The following is a 13,996-nucleotide window of genomic DNA, read 5'->3' as shown; positions in this document are numbered from 1 at the left end:
ACTGGTCCGGCACGCGGTGCGGCTATCGGGTGGGACGGGAGAGGACTGTGGCGGCAGACATCGGGGGCTTCGAGGATCCGTCCGCCGAGGTACTGGCTGAGGCGGCCGCCGCCTTCGGACTGCTGGCCTCCTCGGCCCGGCTGCACCTCGTGTGGGCGCTGGCGCAGGGCGAGAGCGATGTCACCCACCTCGCCGACCGGGTGGGCGGGGCCCTGCCCGCGGTCAGCCAGCACCTGGCGAAGCTGAAGCTCGCGGGGCTCGTGCGGTCCCGGCGGGAGGGACGGCGGCAGATCTACTTCGTCGACGATCCCGACGTCGTGACCGTGGTCCGGGTGATGGTGGGGCAGCTGGCTGCGCGTGCCGACGGGTCGTCCGCGTCCGTGCACGCGCTGCGCGGGGCCGGTGGCTGACAGCAGCGCGGCCCCGGAACCCGAGCCCGGGGCGTTCGACTCCGCGGGAGGGCCCGGACCGGTCGCCGATGCGGGGCAGGGCCCTTCGACCCTGCTGCAGACGCTGCGACGCCTGGACAGCGGGCCGCGCGGGCTGACGGAGGCGCAGGCCGAGGAGCGGCAGGCCCGCTTCGGGGCCAACACGCTGCCGACGCACCGGGAAGCCTCCTGGCCCAGGGTGCTGCTGCGCAGTCTGCGCGATCCGTTCACCGCCGTGCTGCTGTGCCTCGGGCTGGTGTCGGCGGCCGTCGCCTCCTGGGGCACCGCCTGTGTGATCCTCCTGCTGGTCGCCGTGAGCTGTGTGCTGCGCACGTCGGGGGAGCACCGGGCCGGCCGGTCGATGGCCGCACTGCGCAGCCTGGTCGCCACCACCGCCACCGTTCTGCGCCGCGCCGACGAGGATCTGCCGCCGGACGCCCGGGAGATCCCGGTGGACGAGCTGGTGCCGGGCGATGTGATCCGGCTCGGACCCGGCGACCTGGTGCCCGCCGACGTACGACTGCTGCGGGCGCAGGGCCTGACCGTGCATCAGGCCGTGCTCACGGGTGAGTCGGCCCCCGTGGCGAAGGACGCCGCCGATGGGGCGGGCGTGCCGGGCGGTGGTCTGTTCGACCGGCCCGAGCTCTGCTTCCAGGGCAGCAGTGTCGCGTCCGGCAGTGCCACCGCGGTCGTCGTGGCGACCGGCGCGCGGACCCGGTTCGCCGCGGCGCACGGCCGTGGCGAGGCCCGGCCCGAGGCCAGCGCCTTCGACCGGTCCGTGCACGGCATCTCCTGGATCCTCATCCGGTTCATGCTGCTGACCCCGCCGCTGGTCCTGATGGCCAATGCCGCGCTGCGCGACCGCGGTCTGGAGACCCTGCCGTACGCGGTGGCGGTGGCGGTCGGGCTGACGCCGGAGATGCTGCCGGTCATCGTCACCATGTGCCTCGCGCGCGGCGCCTCGCTGCTGGCCCGCAGCCACGGTGTGATCGTCAAGCGGCTGCCCGCGCTGCACGACCTCGGCGCCGTCGACGTGCTGTGCCTCGACAAGACCGGCACGCTCACCCAGGACCGGCCGGTCCTCCACCAGGCCCTCGGCCCGGACGGCCGGGACGACCCCGAGGTGCTGCACTGGGCCGCGGTGAACGCCTGGTGGACCCTGCAGCTCGCCGACCTGCCCGCCCCGGACGCCCTCGACGACGCGGTCCTGGACGCGGCAGGCGGGGACGAAGAGGTCGATGCCATGGCGTACGACGGGGTGGCGGCCCTTCCGTTCGATCCGCTGCGCCGCCTTGCGACCGCCGTCGTCCGCACGCCGGGGCGGCTCGGCACGCACACCCTGGTCGTCAAGGGGGCCGCCGAGGCCGTCCTGGAGCGTTGCGTCCTGGAGGACGGCCGGCGCGGGGAACTGCTCGCGCTCGCGGCGCGGCACGCGGACGACGGGCTGCGGGTGCTGGCCGTCGCCACCGCGCAGCGTCCCGCGCGGATCCGCGAGTACACCGCCGCCGACGAACGCGGCCTGGACTTCCGGGGCTTCGTCACCTTCAAGGACGCGCTGGCCCCCACCGCCGCCGAAGCGCTGAAGGTCCTCGCCGACCGGGGTGTCGCTGTGAGGATCCTCACCGGCGACCACCCGGGCACCGCCGTCCGCGCCTGCCGGGACCTGGGGATCGCCGTACCGCAGGACGGTGTCCTCACCGCCGACGCCATCGACCCCCTCACCGACGCCGAACTCACCGCGGCCGCCGCCCGCACCGTCGTCCTCGCCCGCTGCACCCCCGCGCACAAGGCCCGCTTCGCCGCCGCCCTGCGGGCCGGCGGGCACACCGTCGGCTACCTCGGCGACGGGGTCAACGACCTGCCCGCCCTGCGCGCGGCCGACGTCGGCATCGCACCGCGGGACGCCGTGGCCGTCGCCCGGGAGAGCGCCGACGTGGTCCTGGCCGACAAAGACCTCACCGCGATCGACCACAGCATCGCGGCCGGACGGTACTCGGGCGGCAACATCGCCACGTATCTGCGCATCACCCTCTCCTCCAACCTCGGCAACGTCATCGCGATGCTCGCGGCAGGCCTCCTGCTGCCCTTCCTGCCGATGCTGCCGGCCCAGGTCCTGGCGCAGAACCTGTGCTTCGACGCCGCCCAGCTGGCCTTCGCGCACGACCGGCCCCATCCGTCCGTGCTGCGCCGCCCGACGCTGCTGCGCCCGCGCGCCCTGCTGCGCTTCATCATCGGCTTCGGCGTCCTCAACGCGGTCGCCGACCTGGCCACCTTCGGCGTGCTGGAGCTGGCCCTGCACGGACCCGGGGGGCTGGACGACCGGGCGGTGTTCCACTCCGGCTGGTTCACCGAGAACCTGCTCACCCAGGCCCTGGTGATGGTCCTGCTGCGCACGGGGCGCCTCGCGGCGGGGCGCGGACCCGGGCCGATCGGCTGGGCGGCGGGCGCGCTGGCCGCCGTAGGACTGCTGCTGCCGGTCTCCCCGCTCGGCTCGCTGCTCGGACTGACCCCGCTGCCGCTCCTCTACTACCTTCTGCTGGCCGCCGTACTCGCGCTGTACACCGTCGGACTGATGGCTGTCAGAAGGGCGCCTTGGTTGTACAGTTGCGCAACGTAGCAACCATGCGAGAAGTGAGAAGGGGTGGGCGGGATGCTCCGCAACGGACTGGAACCCTGGCACCTGCTGGTCCTGGCGATCGTCATCATCGTGCTGTTCGGCTCCAAGAAGCTGCCCGAGGCCGCCCGCGGTCTCGGCAAGTCCATGCGCATCCTCAAGAGCGAGGCGAAGGCGATGAAGGAGGACGGCACCGCCCCGGCCCCCGCCGCCCAGCCGCAGTCCGAGCCCGCCTCCGACACGACGGCCGCCCGTGTCATCCAGTCCTCCCCGGGAGATGCCGCATCGGCCCGTCCGGTCTCCGAGGACAGCACGGTTCGCTGAGCCGGAGAGGCATTCCGGTACGGCGTACCGGCCCGGCGCAGGTGGGAGGTGTGACACAGCCCACCTGCGAACTGGATAACGCTTGCTATATTGCGCAATCAACCAACCCGAGGGGTGCGCCGTGGCGCCGTCGGTTGGCGTCGGCCACAGCGTAGGGAGTGGGAGTTGAGCGACCCCTGGGGCGGAAACCGTGGCCATGCGGCCACCCGAGATCGTTCAGCAAGCGTTCCCCGTCAGCGCGAGTCCGATGACGGCACGTCCCGCCCACCGCAGGGCGGCCGGGCGGCTGCCCGGCAGGCGGCGCGCTCCCGGGGGCGCGGCGCGGGCCGCCGGGCCAAGCCCGTCGCCCGGCGCAGAAGGATCGCCCGCATAGCCCTGTTCACGGTGGCGGCGCTGATCCTGGTCACCGCCGGAGCCGGTGCCTGGCTGTACGAGCATCTGAACGGCAACATCAAGAGCGTCGCGATCGACGACGGCGCCGGCGGGAAAGAGAAGGCCGACGCCTTCGGGCGGACCCCGATCAACATCCTGGTGATCGGCTCCGACGGCCGGAACAACGCGGCCGACTGCAAACTGGGCGGCGGCTGCGGCAAAGCGAGTGCGACCGTCGGGCACAACGCCGACGTGGAGATGGTGGTGCACGTCTCCGCCGACCGCTCCAACGCCACCGTGATGAGCGTCCCGCGCGACACCATGACCCGCGTCCCCGCGTGCAAGGACCCGGACAGCAGCCAGGCGACGTCCGGCTACTACGGGCAGATCAACAGCGCGCTCCAGTACGGCCCCGCGTGCCAGGTCAAAACCATTCACCAGCTCACCGGCATCACCATCGACCACTTCGTGATGCTCGACTTCGCCGGAGTGGTGAAGATGTCCGACGCGGTCGGCGGCGTCGACGTCTGCGTCAGCGACAACGTCTACGACACCTACTCCCATCTGAAGCTCGCCAAGGGCACCCACACCCTGCAGGGCGACGCGGCGCTGGAGTTCGTCCGCTCCCGGCACGGCTTCGGCGACGGCAGCGACCTGGGCCGTACCGTCTCCCAGCACCTCTTCCTCAGCGCCATGATCCGCAAGTTCAAGAGCGCGGGCACCCTGACGGACCCCACGAAGGTCTACTCCCTGGCGGACGCCGCCACCAAGGCGCTGACCGTGGACACCGGCCTGGGCAGCGTCACCAGACTCGTGAACCTGGCGACCGACCTGAACAAGGTCCCGTCCAAGCGGATGACGTTCACCACGATGCAGACCGCGGCCGACCCGGCCAACGCCGACCGGGTCGTCCCCGCGGCCTCCGCGAGGTCGCTGTTCGCGACCATCGCCAACGACCAGTCCCTGACCTCGGACAGCGGCAAGAAGACGACGTCCTCGGCGTCCCCGTCCCCGTCGGCGGCGGCCACCGTGCCGGCCTCCGAGGTCGCCGTACAGGTCGAGAACGGCACCACCACCGGCGGCCGCGCCTCCGTGATCGCGCAGGCCCTCCTCACCAAGGGCTTCAGCTCGAACACCACCACGGGCAACGCCCCCGCACAGTCGTCGAGGACGACGATCACCTACGGCCCCGGGCAGAAGGCCGAGGCCCAGACGGCGGCCTCCGCCCTCGGACTGCCCACCTCGCACCTCACCCAGGGCAGCAGCAGCGGCGTGGTCCTAGTCATCGGCAGCGACTGGCCGAGCGGCACGGCGTACGGCTCCTCGGGCGGCTCGTCGGCCGCCGCCCCCGCCGACACGCACGCCGCGGTCGCCGACGCGCACGCCCAGACCGCAGACAAGGCCAAGAGCTGCGCGAAGGTCAGCCCCTACAAGACGGTGCAGATCAACGGGGTGCCGATGACGCCGTCCCAGGCGTACGCGGCGGCCAGGGGCAAGGAGGACTCGGCGCCCTGATCGAGCGCCTGTCGAGAGGGCGCCCGAGCGGGCCCTGGGGTTTCGCGTATGCGTGGTGGGTCGCCCCTGGCGGTCGCTCGGGAGTCACAAGCCGGGTGCCCACCGTCGGACACACGGTGCGGACGAGGAGTCCGTCCCGCTCCAGCCGGCGCAGGTTGAGGGTGAGCATCCGTCGGCTGATGCCCTTGATGGCCCGTGAAAGTGCCTCCTTCCGATGAGCAAGGTCATCGATGATGACTGCTGTCACACGTCGTGAACCAAGGGGGAAGACATGCCTGTTCGTGCTCTCGTCGTCGATCCGTCCGCATCCACGGCCGTCCGCCTCGCCGAGGTGCCCGATCCGGTGCCCGGCCCGGGCCAGGTCCTGGTGGACGTCTCCCACGCCTCGTTGAACTACGGCGACCTCAACGACGCCCGCTCCGGGCGCGTCCCCGTGGGCGCGGTGCTCGGTTCGGACGCCGCCGGCGTGGTCGTTCAGGCCGCGGCCGACGGTACGGGCCCGGCGGTGGGCACCCAGGTGGTGGCGCTGACCGCGGGAGCGTTCGCCGAGCGCGTGGCGATCGACGTGGGTGCGCTCGCCGAGGTGCCGAAGGGACTGGAGCCGGCGCAGGCCGCGGCTCTGCCGGTCGCCGGAGTGGCGGCACTGCGCTCGCTGCGGGCCGCGGGGCTCGGACCGGACAAAAGGGTGCTGGTCACCGGGGCCTCCGGCGGGGTCGGCCGGTTCGCGGTCCAGCTGGCGGCGCGGGCCGGTGCCCATGTGATCGCGTCGGTGGGCTCGGCAGCCCGCGCAGAGGGGCTGACCGAGGCCGGCGCCGACGAGGTGCTGATCGGGCTGGAGGGTCTGCACCGACCGGTCGACGTGGTCATCGACAGCGTCGGCGGCTCTCAACTGGTCGCGGCATGGAACCTGCTCGCTCCCGGCGGCAGCGTGCAGAGCGTCGGCTGGACTTCCGGCGAACCGGCGGTCTTTGCGCCGTATGCGACCGTCGGCCCGGCCAAGTCGCTGACCTCCTTCGTCATCGAGGGTGAGGTCGGCGCGGACCTGGCCGTTCTCACCGAGCTGGCCGCTGAGGGGGTCCTCTCGGTCGAGATCGGCTGGCAGGGCTCCTGGGACCGCTTCGACGAGGCCGCCGAGGCCCTCCGTGGACGCCGTGTCTTCGGGAAAGCGGTCATGGCGCTGGGAAGCCCGCTCTGACAAGCAAAAACGCCCTCCCGAAGGAGGGCGGAGACTGGGCGCCCCCGGCAGGAGCCGCACAGCATGGCTGGTCGTGCGCACGGCGCTGACCTGTGCATGTGCGCCGAGGTGAGGGTGGAGGAGCGTTCTCGGCCGCTACCGCTCACCGCGGGCGCTCCCGGCGGCTGCCGCGGCGTTCGCCGTGGCAGCCGCCGAACGAGTCATCAGCACCCGGGCGATGGGCCCGCTACTCGTGGGCCGCGGTCGCCACGGGGTGGCAAAGGAAGCCCATGCCCTCGGGCGTCGGATCCCGGTCGCGTTGCAGCTACTCGGCCGAGCCGTCGAACCAGCCGCGGCGCTGTGCCTCTGCCCCTGCGGCGAAACGGGTCTCGGCCGAGAGCTCGTCCATGAACTCGCTGATGCGTCGGCGCACGGTGCGCGGGGTCAGCCCCAGCCTTCGGGCGATGGCTTCGTCCTTGAACCCCTGCCGCATCAGCGCGACGATCTCGTGGCGCTGCCGCTCACGGTCGCTGTCGCTGGGCGGGGGAGCGCCGGTCAGCGGACGCGCCTCGCGCCACAGGAGTTCGAAATAGTGGCGCAACGCCTCCACAGCGACGGGCGATGTGAGATGGAGTGCCACGCTGGAACCGGTCGGTGTGAGAGCCAACAGCGCCTGCGAGCCGTCCGTGATCTTCAACTTCATCGGCAGCTGCGGCAGGAGTCGTATGACCTCGCCGGCAGCGGCACATTGCTCGACGATCTCGGCGCCCACGGGATCGCTCAGAAAGGCCGTCTCGTAGATGCTCCGGTTGCGCACGCCCCGCGCGATCGATGCGGCCGTGGGAGGCTGCGCCGAACTCGCCTTGAGGGGAAGATCGTACTGGAAGGTCTCCAGCGTCAGATGCTCGCGGACGGCCGCCGTACCGATCGTGTTGGACAAGGCAGCGATGTCGTCGGAGTCGGTGAGCACGTGCGCGAGTCTGTGCGAGGAGGCGTCCTGCGCCTGCTCTTCGGCCAGTTGGCGGATCCGCAGCACCTCTCGCTGGGCGCGGGCGATGATGTCGTACTGGGCGTCGAGCTCGTGCCGTTTGTGGACCAGGGCGGCCTCCACGGCCGGAACCGGCGCCGCGGCCTTCAGGATCGGCGGATCGTGGGGCAGCACATGGGCCAGGCCCAGGGCCAGAAGAAGGGCAGCATTTCCGTCCGCCCCCAGGTGTACGTCGGACTCCGCCAGCGGCGTGGGCCCGTCCGTCTCCGCAAGGATGCGGTAGCTTCCGGCGATCTCGGCACTTGTGAGTTCCGCGAGCATGTCGATGGCCCGGGTCAGCAACTCGGATGGTGCGCCTCTGTGAGTGGCGGATCTGTCAATGGCCGGTGCGACTACCGGTGGCCTGTTGTCCACTATCTTCCTCCCCGTTTCGGGCCTGGAGCGGCCCGCTCTGCCCATCCTTCGTGACAACTCCCCCGAAGCAACTCGGTTTTGTGCGGAACATTGCCGTCGTGGAGCTTTGACGCAGGTCAGGTCGGTGCAGGAGAGGGCGCCATGTATGCGGTGTGCCGGTGAGCCGGGAAGAGGGCGCACCGAGGGCCCGTGGCCCGGCAGGGGTGTCCGGCAAGGGACGGTGGCCGCTGGTGTCCAGTCGGCCAGAACTGACCCTGGCGATCGGAGCTGACGCCCAGTGAACTCGCCTGTGTAGTCACTGCAGAGAGCTAGCTGCGGTTTCACGACGGGGGATGTCGGAGCATGAGCAGCAGTATGACCATGGCCGGAAGCGAACCGAGGCGATTGACGCAACGGACTGCCCACACCGGCTCCGGTGTCCCGGGCGTTGTTCCGTAGCCATGTGACGTCGATTCCACGAGCGGCCCCGCCCCTCGCGTGATATCCGATACCGGATCTGTCCAGTCGTGGATCACTGGCGCTCCCGACTGTCCCGTACCTGTTGTCCACGGTGTGGATGCCCACGGAGACATAGTCATGAACAGCAGTTATTCGCTCATTCCTGCTCGGAAACCGGCCGATCCGCTGCCGCTCGACCTTGGCGCGATCTGTACGGCAGGTATCTCCCCGGCGGGGGTGGAGGGCCTTCAGGCCCTCCTGCGCGCCCCCCAACAAGCCGTGGTGGCCGTCGACTTCGACGCCCTGCCGGCCGTCCGCCTGCTGGCCGACCGACGTGCACGAGGCGGCACGAGTGCGCTCGTGTACAGCGCGCCCACCTCCGAGAACGAGGCAGTACCGGAGCTTGCGAGCTGCTGCGACCTGCGGGTGAACGGGCCGGAGGGAGTCGCGGCGCTCCTGGCCGCCGTCGAGAGAGCTCTTGCGAGCAGACACCCATGACAGAACTCGCCTCTCGCACACAGAAGAGCCCCATCGGCACGCGGCCGCAGCCGGTGGCGATCGCGACGCTGGTGCCCGCCGACTCCCCGCGGTCCGGGGAGGTGGATCTCGCCTACGCCAGGTCACTCATGCAGGTGCGGGAGCTGCCGCCGATCCTGGTGTGCCGACGCACGATGCGCGTCATCGACGGCATGCACCGGCTCACGGCAGCGACCCTGGCCGGCCGTGCCGAGATCGACGTCCGCTACTTCGACGGGGACGAGAAGGAGGCGTTCGTCCAGGCCGTGCAGGCCAATCTCCACCACGGCAGGCGGCTGAGCCAGCAGGAGCGGGCGGCGGCTGCCCGGCGCATCGTGGCCTCCTACCCGCAGTGGTCCAACCGTGCGATCGCGCAGGCCGCCGGCCTGTCCACGAAGACGGTGGCGGCCATCAGACGGCGTTCAACCGGGAACGAGCCCCAGTTGAACACCCGGGTGGGACGGGATGGCCGGGCCCGTCCCGTGGATCCCTCCGTCGGCCGGGAACGTGCCGCTGCCCACCTGCGTGAGCACCCGGATGCCTCCCTGCGCCAGATCGCCGAGGCCGCCGGGATCTCCGTAGGGACCGCGCGGGACGTCCGGGCCCGCGTGCAGCGGGGTGAGGACCCTGTCGGGCGTCGAGCCGCCGGCCGGGCGGAGCCCGTGCCGTTGACCGCCGTCGAACGGAACAGTCGCCTCCGGGTGCCGGTCCTGCGACATACCGCAGGACCGGTCAGGAACCCCCTCGCCGTCCTGGCCCGTGACCCGTCCATGCGGTTCTCGGAACCAGGCCGGCAACTGCTGCGCCTGCTCGACAACCGCGCTCTCCTGGATGCCGGGGGAGATGCCCTGTTGGCGGCCGTTCCGCCGCACCACCGGGCAGCCCTGACCGCCGCGGTGCACGAGCACATCGACACCTGGCTGGCGTTCCTCAGCGTGCTTGAGAGAGCGGGCTGACCTGCACCTTCGCGAGGGGCGGCAGGCGTCTTCACGACGTCGGCCGCCCCTCTTCGGCTGCCCGGGCCGACTCCTCCGCCCGCTGTAATGCGTCGGTCAAGAGGCCCCCATGCCCGCAGGATTCCGGTCTTGAACACGCCTTCCCACCGCCTACGTTCCCAGCGACATCAGGAGGTGGGTATGGCTCAGAACCACGGAAACGAAGAGCGCCTCGCGCTGATCGACAACAAACCCGTGTCGGCTCAGACCGCGGACTGGCTCGGCCGTGTCGACGGGATCGCCCCCGTCATCGAGAAGTGGCGCGAGGAGGGGGAGCGACAGCGGTTCTCCCCGGTGCCGGTGTTCGAGGCGCTGCGGGACGCCGGGTTCCCCCGGATGCTGGTGTCCCGTCACTTCGGTGGCTCCCAGGTGACGCTGGAGACCGGGTCCCAGGCGCTTCAGGCGCTGTCCCGTGTCGACCCGGCGGTCGCCTGGCAGATGGGTGTACAGGCCGCCATCGGCCGGCTGTCGGACTACCTGCCCGAGTCGGCTGCGCGTGAACTGTTCCGGGACCAGGACGCCTTGGTGGTCGGCTCGGTCAACCCGACCGGGGTGGCCGAGGCGGTCGAGGGCGGCTACCGCCTCTCCGGGCGCTGGGGCTTCGCCAGCGGTTCGGCGCACGCCGCCTGGCTGGTGTGCGCGGCTCGGATCACCGTCGACGGCACGCCACGGCACACGGAGCACGGTCCGGAGATCCGGATGCTGTTCGTTCCCAAGCAGGCCGTGCGGATGCTGGACAACTGGCGCACCCTGGGGCTGCGCGGCACGGGCAGCGAGGACTACGAAGTCGACGACGTGTTCGTCGCCGACGCGTACACGGTGGCCCAGCGGGACATGTTCTCCGCTCCGCCCGCCCGTCCCTCGCGCGGCTACGCGATCAGCTACTACGACTTCGGGCTGTTCGGGTCGTCGTCGACCGTCCTGGGAGCGGCCCGGGGCGCGCTGCAGGAGTTCCAGCGGCTGGCTGTGGCCAAGAAGCCGATGGCCGGCACGACCACCCTGGCCGCCGCCCACACCGTGCAGGAGCGGTTCGCCCGGGCAGAGGCGCAGGTCCGGGCGTCCCGGCTGCTGCTGGCGGACGCCGCCTGGCACGCCGAACGGTTCGGCGAGGTGGGCGGGGACTCACTGAGCGCGACGGTGCGGCTGGCCGCGGCGACCGTGGCGGAGCAGTGCTGCGCTGCCATCGACAGCCTGTTCACCGTCGCGGGCACCTCCTCGCTGTACGCGAGCAGCATGCTCGAACGCTACTTCCGTGACGCGCACTCGGCCGCGAAGCACATCACCCTGTCGCCGACGAACGTCGAGATGGCGGGCCAATACCTCCTCGGCGGCGGTCTGAGCATGCGCCGCTGAGCACCATCCCGTCCCTCCTCTTCAGGGAACGGCCACCTCGTAACCGCAATCTGCCCGGAAGGACAACCATGCCGACCATGAAGGCCCTCCAGCTCCTCGCACCGCGCCAGACCGTCATCGCGGAGGTGCCGCGCCCCACGGTCCCGGCCGACGGCCTGCTGCTCCGCACCCGCTGCGTGTCGATCTGCTCGACGGACATCTCCTTCTTCGAAGGGCACCTGTTCCCCTCCGAGTACCCGGTTGTCCTGGGACACGAGTACCTGGGAGAAGTCGTCGAGAAGGGGCCGGAGTTCACCCGCTCCGACATAGAGATCGGTGACCGGATCGTGTACTGGGGCCAGACCGACTTCGACGGCTTCGCGGAGTACCGGACGTTGCGCCCGATCTTCTCCGGGGAGGTCAAGGAGGACGTGTTCTGGGCCGACCGGAACTTCTCCGACGACCTGCGGGCCGCCGCCGTCAAGGTCCCCGAGGCTCTCGACGATCTGCAGGCCTCCTTCATCGAACCCGTCACCGGCGCGCTGCGTTCGATCCTGGCCAACCCTCCGAAGATCGGCGACAGGGTCCTCATCATGGGCACTGGCCCGATCGGCATCATCGCCGGCAGCGTCATCAAGCGTCTGCTCGCTCCGAACCAGGTGGTGTCCGTGGACGCGAACCCGGTGCGCAACGGGCACGCCGAGGAGCATTTCTCCGAGCGGGCGTACCTGCCGGAGGAGCTCATCGCCGAGGTCGCGGAGAACACCTTCGACTACGTCTTCGACGCCCTGCCCACCGTCAAGGTCGACGACGAGGAGAAGGATCCCCGGCGGGTGGCGATGCGCCGGCTGAAGCCCAAGGGCCGATACGTGCTGTACGGGGCCTCGCAGGAGATGCAGAAGTTCGACACCTGGCTGATGCTCGCCAAGGGCATCAACATCACTGCTTCCCCGTTCGACGTCACCGCGTTCCCGATGCACCACTCCGCGAACGTCATCCAGGTGGCCATGCAGATGCTGGTGTCGGGCATCGTCGACGGAAAGCGCCTGCTGTCCACCGTGCACAGCTTCGACGACTACGAGGGCCTCGTCGAGATCTTCAAGAACTACCGCAGCACGACCGATCTCAAGACGATCGTCGACTTCCGCGCCGCCTGAACGCTGGGCCCCGCTTGAGCGAGGTCGACAGCGGGGGAGCCACCAGCCACGACGCTGCCGCAGAGGACCGACGGCACATCGCGCCCGCGGAGCGCTCAGCACCTCCCGCGCATACGCTGCCGAACCCGGTGGGCGCCCCGTCCCCGCCGCGTCCGCCGGGTTCGGCCTCTGGAGAAGGGAACAGGACGTGGACACACCCAGGATCCGCCACCCCGCGCAGCCGGACGCCGAGTTCGTCGTCGTCGCCAATCGTCTCCCGGTCCACCTGGTATCGAGGGGCGCGGACTCCCCGCGCTGGCGGCGCAGCCCCGGAGGGCTGGTCAGTGCTCTGGAGCCCATCCTGCGCGCCCGGCGGGGCGCCTGGGTGGGGTGGGCCGGCACCACCGAGAGCACCCCTGCCGCCTTCCCTGACCAGGACCTGCGCCTGCACGCTGTGCCCCTCGACGCCGACGAGCACAGGGACTACTACGAGGGATTCTCGAACGCCGCACTGTGGCCGCTGTTCCACGACGTGGTGGCGCCGCCCGACTTCGACCGGGCGTGGTGGCGCAGCTACCACCGGGTCAACCAGCGGTTCGCGGAGCACGCGGCGGCCATCGCCGGTCCCGGAGCCACCGTCTGGATCCAGGACTACCAGCTGATGCTGGTCCCGGCGCTGCTGCGCGCCCTGCGTCCCGACGTGCGGATCGGTTTCTTCCTGCACATCCCCTTTCCGCCCCCCGAGCTCTTCCTCCAGCTTCCCTGGCGCAAGGAGATCGTGGAGGGGCTGCTCGGCGCGGACCTGGTCGGCTTCCAACTGCCGGGTGGCGCACAGAACTTCCTGCAGTTGGTGCGCCGCCTGCGCGGCGGTGAGAGTGTGAGCCGCCCGCACGGTGCGCCCGTGCTGGGAGCGGTGCGGCTGCCGGGCCGGGAGGTCCGCGTCGGCGCGTTTCCGATCTCGATCGACGCGGCTGACTTCGAGGAACTGGCCCGCAGCGAAGCCGTTCAGGAGCAGGCCCTGCGGATCCGCCGTCAACTGGGCGACGGCAGAAGGGTCATGCTGAGTGTCGACCGGCTCGACTACACCAAGGGCATCGACCAACGACTGCGGGCCTTCGAGGGACTCCTGGCCGACGGCCGGGTCAGCGCGCGGGACACCGTCCTGGTGCAGATCGCCACGCCCAGCCGGGAGCGCGTCGAGCACTACCGGCGGCAGCGTACGCGGATCGAGGCGCAGGTCGGCCGTATCAACGGGACATTCGGGCAGGTCGGTCAGGTGCCGGTCCACTACCTGCACAGCACCGTCGACCGCACCGAACTCGCCGCGTTCTACCGGGCCGCCGACGTCATGCTCGTGACGCCGCTGCGTGACGGTATGAACCTGGTCGCGAAGGAGTTCGTCGCCGCCCGCCCCGACCTGGACGGCTCCCTGGTGCTCAGTGAGTTCGCCGGCGCGGCCCACGAACTCACTCAGGCGCTCCTGGTGAACCCGCATCATCTCGCCGAGCTCCAGGACGTCATGATCACCGCCCTGCACCTGGATGAGGCGGAGCGCAGGCTCCGCATGCGGGAGCTGCGCCGTCACGTCCGTGAACGGGACGTCCACCACTGGGCCCGTTCCTTCCTCACGGCGCTGGCGGGTGCCGGCCCGGGATCGCTGCCCGCGGACGCCGGCGACGCGCCACCGCGCGCGAGCGTCGCCTGACACCCCCACCACGACGGACCACGACCTTTCGACGACAAGGACGCC

11 protein-coding genes and 1 pseudogene are annotated in these 13,996 nt (G+C 70.9%); 10 read left to right on the top strand and 2 right to left on the bottom strand.

The window, feature by feature from the left end; genetic code table 11:
- Nucleotides 1–47 precede the first annotated feature (47 nt).
- From ACWCRD_RS13300 to ACWCRD_RS13285, 4 genes are all read left to right on the top strand, one after another.
- Complete coding sequence (locus ACWCRD_RS13300) at nt 48–410, top strand: metalloregulator ArsR/SmtB family transcription factor (protein ID WP_115908095.1); 363 nt, start codon at nt 48–50, stop codon at nt 408–410.
- Nucleotides 403–3,045 carry a magnesium-translocating P-type ATPase gene (mgtA, locus tag ACWCRD_RS13295; RefSeq protein ID WP_450965972.1) on the top strand — a complete coding sequence of 881 codons (2,643 nt, stop codon included), beginning with the start codon at nt 403–405 and terminating at the stop codon, nt 3,043–3,045. Before ACWCRD_RS13300 ends, mgtA begins: the two co-directional genes overlap by 8 nt.
- 33 nt (nt 3,046–3,078) lie before the next feature.
- Complete coding sequence (gene tatA, locus ACWCRD_RS13290; protein ID WP_450965971.1) at nt 3,079–3,366, top strand: Sec-independent protein translocase subunit TatA; 288 nt, start codon at nt 3,079–3,081, stop codon at nt 3,364–3,366.
- A gap of 165 nt (nt 3,367–3,531) precedes the next feature.
- Nucleotides 3,532–5,253, top strand: a complete 1,722-nt coding sequence (locus tag ACWCRD_RS13285; RefSeq protein ID WP_450965970.1) for an LCP family protein — start codon at nt 3,532–3,534, stop codon at nt 5,251–5,253.
- A gap of 100 nt (nt 5,254–5,353) precedes the next feature.
- Here the strand turns inward: ACWCRD_RS13285 and ACWCRD_RS13280 are convergent.
- Nucleotides 5,354–5,500, bottom strand: a pseudogene (locus ACWCRD_RS13280) (winged helix-turn-helix transcriptional regulator); the annotation flags it as partial.
- A 24-nt stretch (nt 5,501–5,524) separates the two neighbouring features.
- Between ACWCRD_RS13280 and ACWCRD_RS13275 the strand changes: the two are divergent.
- Nucleotides 5,525–6,448, top strand: a complete 924-nt coding sequence (locus tag ACWCRD_RS13275) for a zinc-binding dehydrogenase (RefSeq protein WP_450965969.1) — start codon at nt 5,525–5,527, stop codon at nt 6,446–6,448.
- Nucleotides 6,449–6,752: 304 nt separating this feature from the next.
- On the opposite strand, the gene ACWCRD_RS13270 is transcribed toward ACWCRD_RS13275, so the two are convergent.
- Nucleotides 6,753–7,757, bottom strand: a complete 1,005-nt coding sequence (locus ACWCRD_RS13270; RefSeq protein WP_450965968.1) for a helix-turn-helix domain-containing protein — start codon at nt 7,755–7,757, stop codon at nt 6,753–6,755.
- A 648-nt stretch (nt 7,758–8,405) separates the two neighbouring features.
- Here ACWCRD_RS13270 and ACWCRD_RS13265 point away from each other — a divergent pair.
- The 5 genes from ACWCRD_RS13265 (at nt 8,406) to ACWCRD_RS13245 (ending at nt 13,951) form a co-directional block, all read left to right on the top strand.
- On the top strand, nt 8,406–8,765 hold the full coding sequence (locus tag ACWCRD_RS13265; RefSeq protein WP_450965967.1) for a hypothetical protein: 360 nt from the start codon (nt 8,406–8,408) through the stop codon (nt 8,763–8,765).
- The gene (locus ACWCRD_RS13260; protein WP_450965966.1) at nt 8,762–9,739 is read left to right on the top strand and encodes a ParB/RepB/Spo0J family partition protein; all 978 of its coding nucleotides are present in this window, start codon (nt 8,762–8,764) and stop codon (nt 9,737–9,739) included. Before ACWCRD_RS13265 ends, ACWCRD_RS13260 begins: the two co-directional genes overlap by 4 nt.
- 180 nt (nt 9,740–9,919) lie before the next feature.
- Nucleotides 9,920–11,131: an acyl-CoA dehydrogenase family protein gene (locus tag ACWCRD_RS13255; RefSeq protein WP_450965965.1), complete on the top strand. Its 1,212-nt coding sequence runs from the start codon at nt 9,920–9,922 to the stop codon at nt 11,129–11,131.
- A gap of 68 nt (nt 11,132–11,199) precedes the next feature.
- A complete protein-coding gene (locus tag ACWCRD_RS13250) occupies nt 11,200–12,267 on the top strand; it encodes a zinc-dependent alcohol dehydrogenase (protein WP_450965964.1) in 1,068 nt (355 codons plus the stop codon).
- A 187-nt stretch (nt 12,268–12,454) separates the two neighbouring features.
- The gene (locus tag ACWCRD_RS13245) at nt 12,455–13,951 is read left to right on the top strand and encodes an alpha,alpha-trehalose-phosphate synthase (UDP-forming) (protein WP_450965963.1); all 1,497 of its coding nucleotides are present in this window, start codon (nt 12,455–12,457) and stop codon (nt 13,949–13,951) included.
- The last annotated feature ends 45 nt before the right edge of the window (nt 13,952–13,996 follow it).

This window comes from Streptomyces sp. NPDC002092, from assembly GCF_053593775.1.
The sequence above is the reverse complement of the archived record's forward strand: the minus strand, read 5'-3'. Positions and strand labels throughout refer to the sequence as shown.

Excerpts from the sequence above, each read along its gene's own strand:
- tatA (WP_450965971.1), top strand. The coding sequence starts at position 3,079 with ATGCTCCGCAACGGACTGGAACCCTGGCACCTGCTGGTCCTGGCGATC.
- ACWCRD_RS13275 (WP_450965969.1), top strand. The coding sequence starts at position 5,525 with ATGCCTGTTCGTGCTCTCGTCGTCGATCCGTCCGCATCCACGGCCGTC.
- ACWCRD_RS13265 (WP_450965967.1), top strand. The coding sequence starts at position 8,406 with ATGAACAGCAGTTATTCGCTCATTCCTGCTCGGAAACCGGCCGATCCG.
- ACWCRD_RS13260 (WP_450965966.1), top strand. The coding sequence starts at position 8,762 with ATGACAGAACTCGCCTCTCGCACACAGAAGAGCCCCATCGGCACGCGG.
- ACWCRD_RS13255 (WP_450965965.1), top strand. The coding sequence starts at position 9,920 with ATGGCTCAGAACCACGGAAACGAAGAGCGCCTCGCGCTGATCGACAAC.
- ACWCRD_RS13250 (WP_450965964.1), top strand. The coding sequence starts at position 11,200 with ATGCCGACCATGAAGGCCCTCCAGCTCCTCGCACCGCGCCAGACCGTC.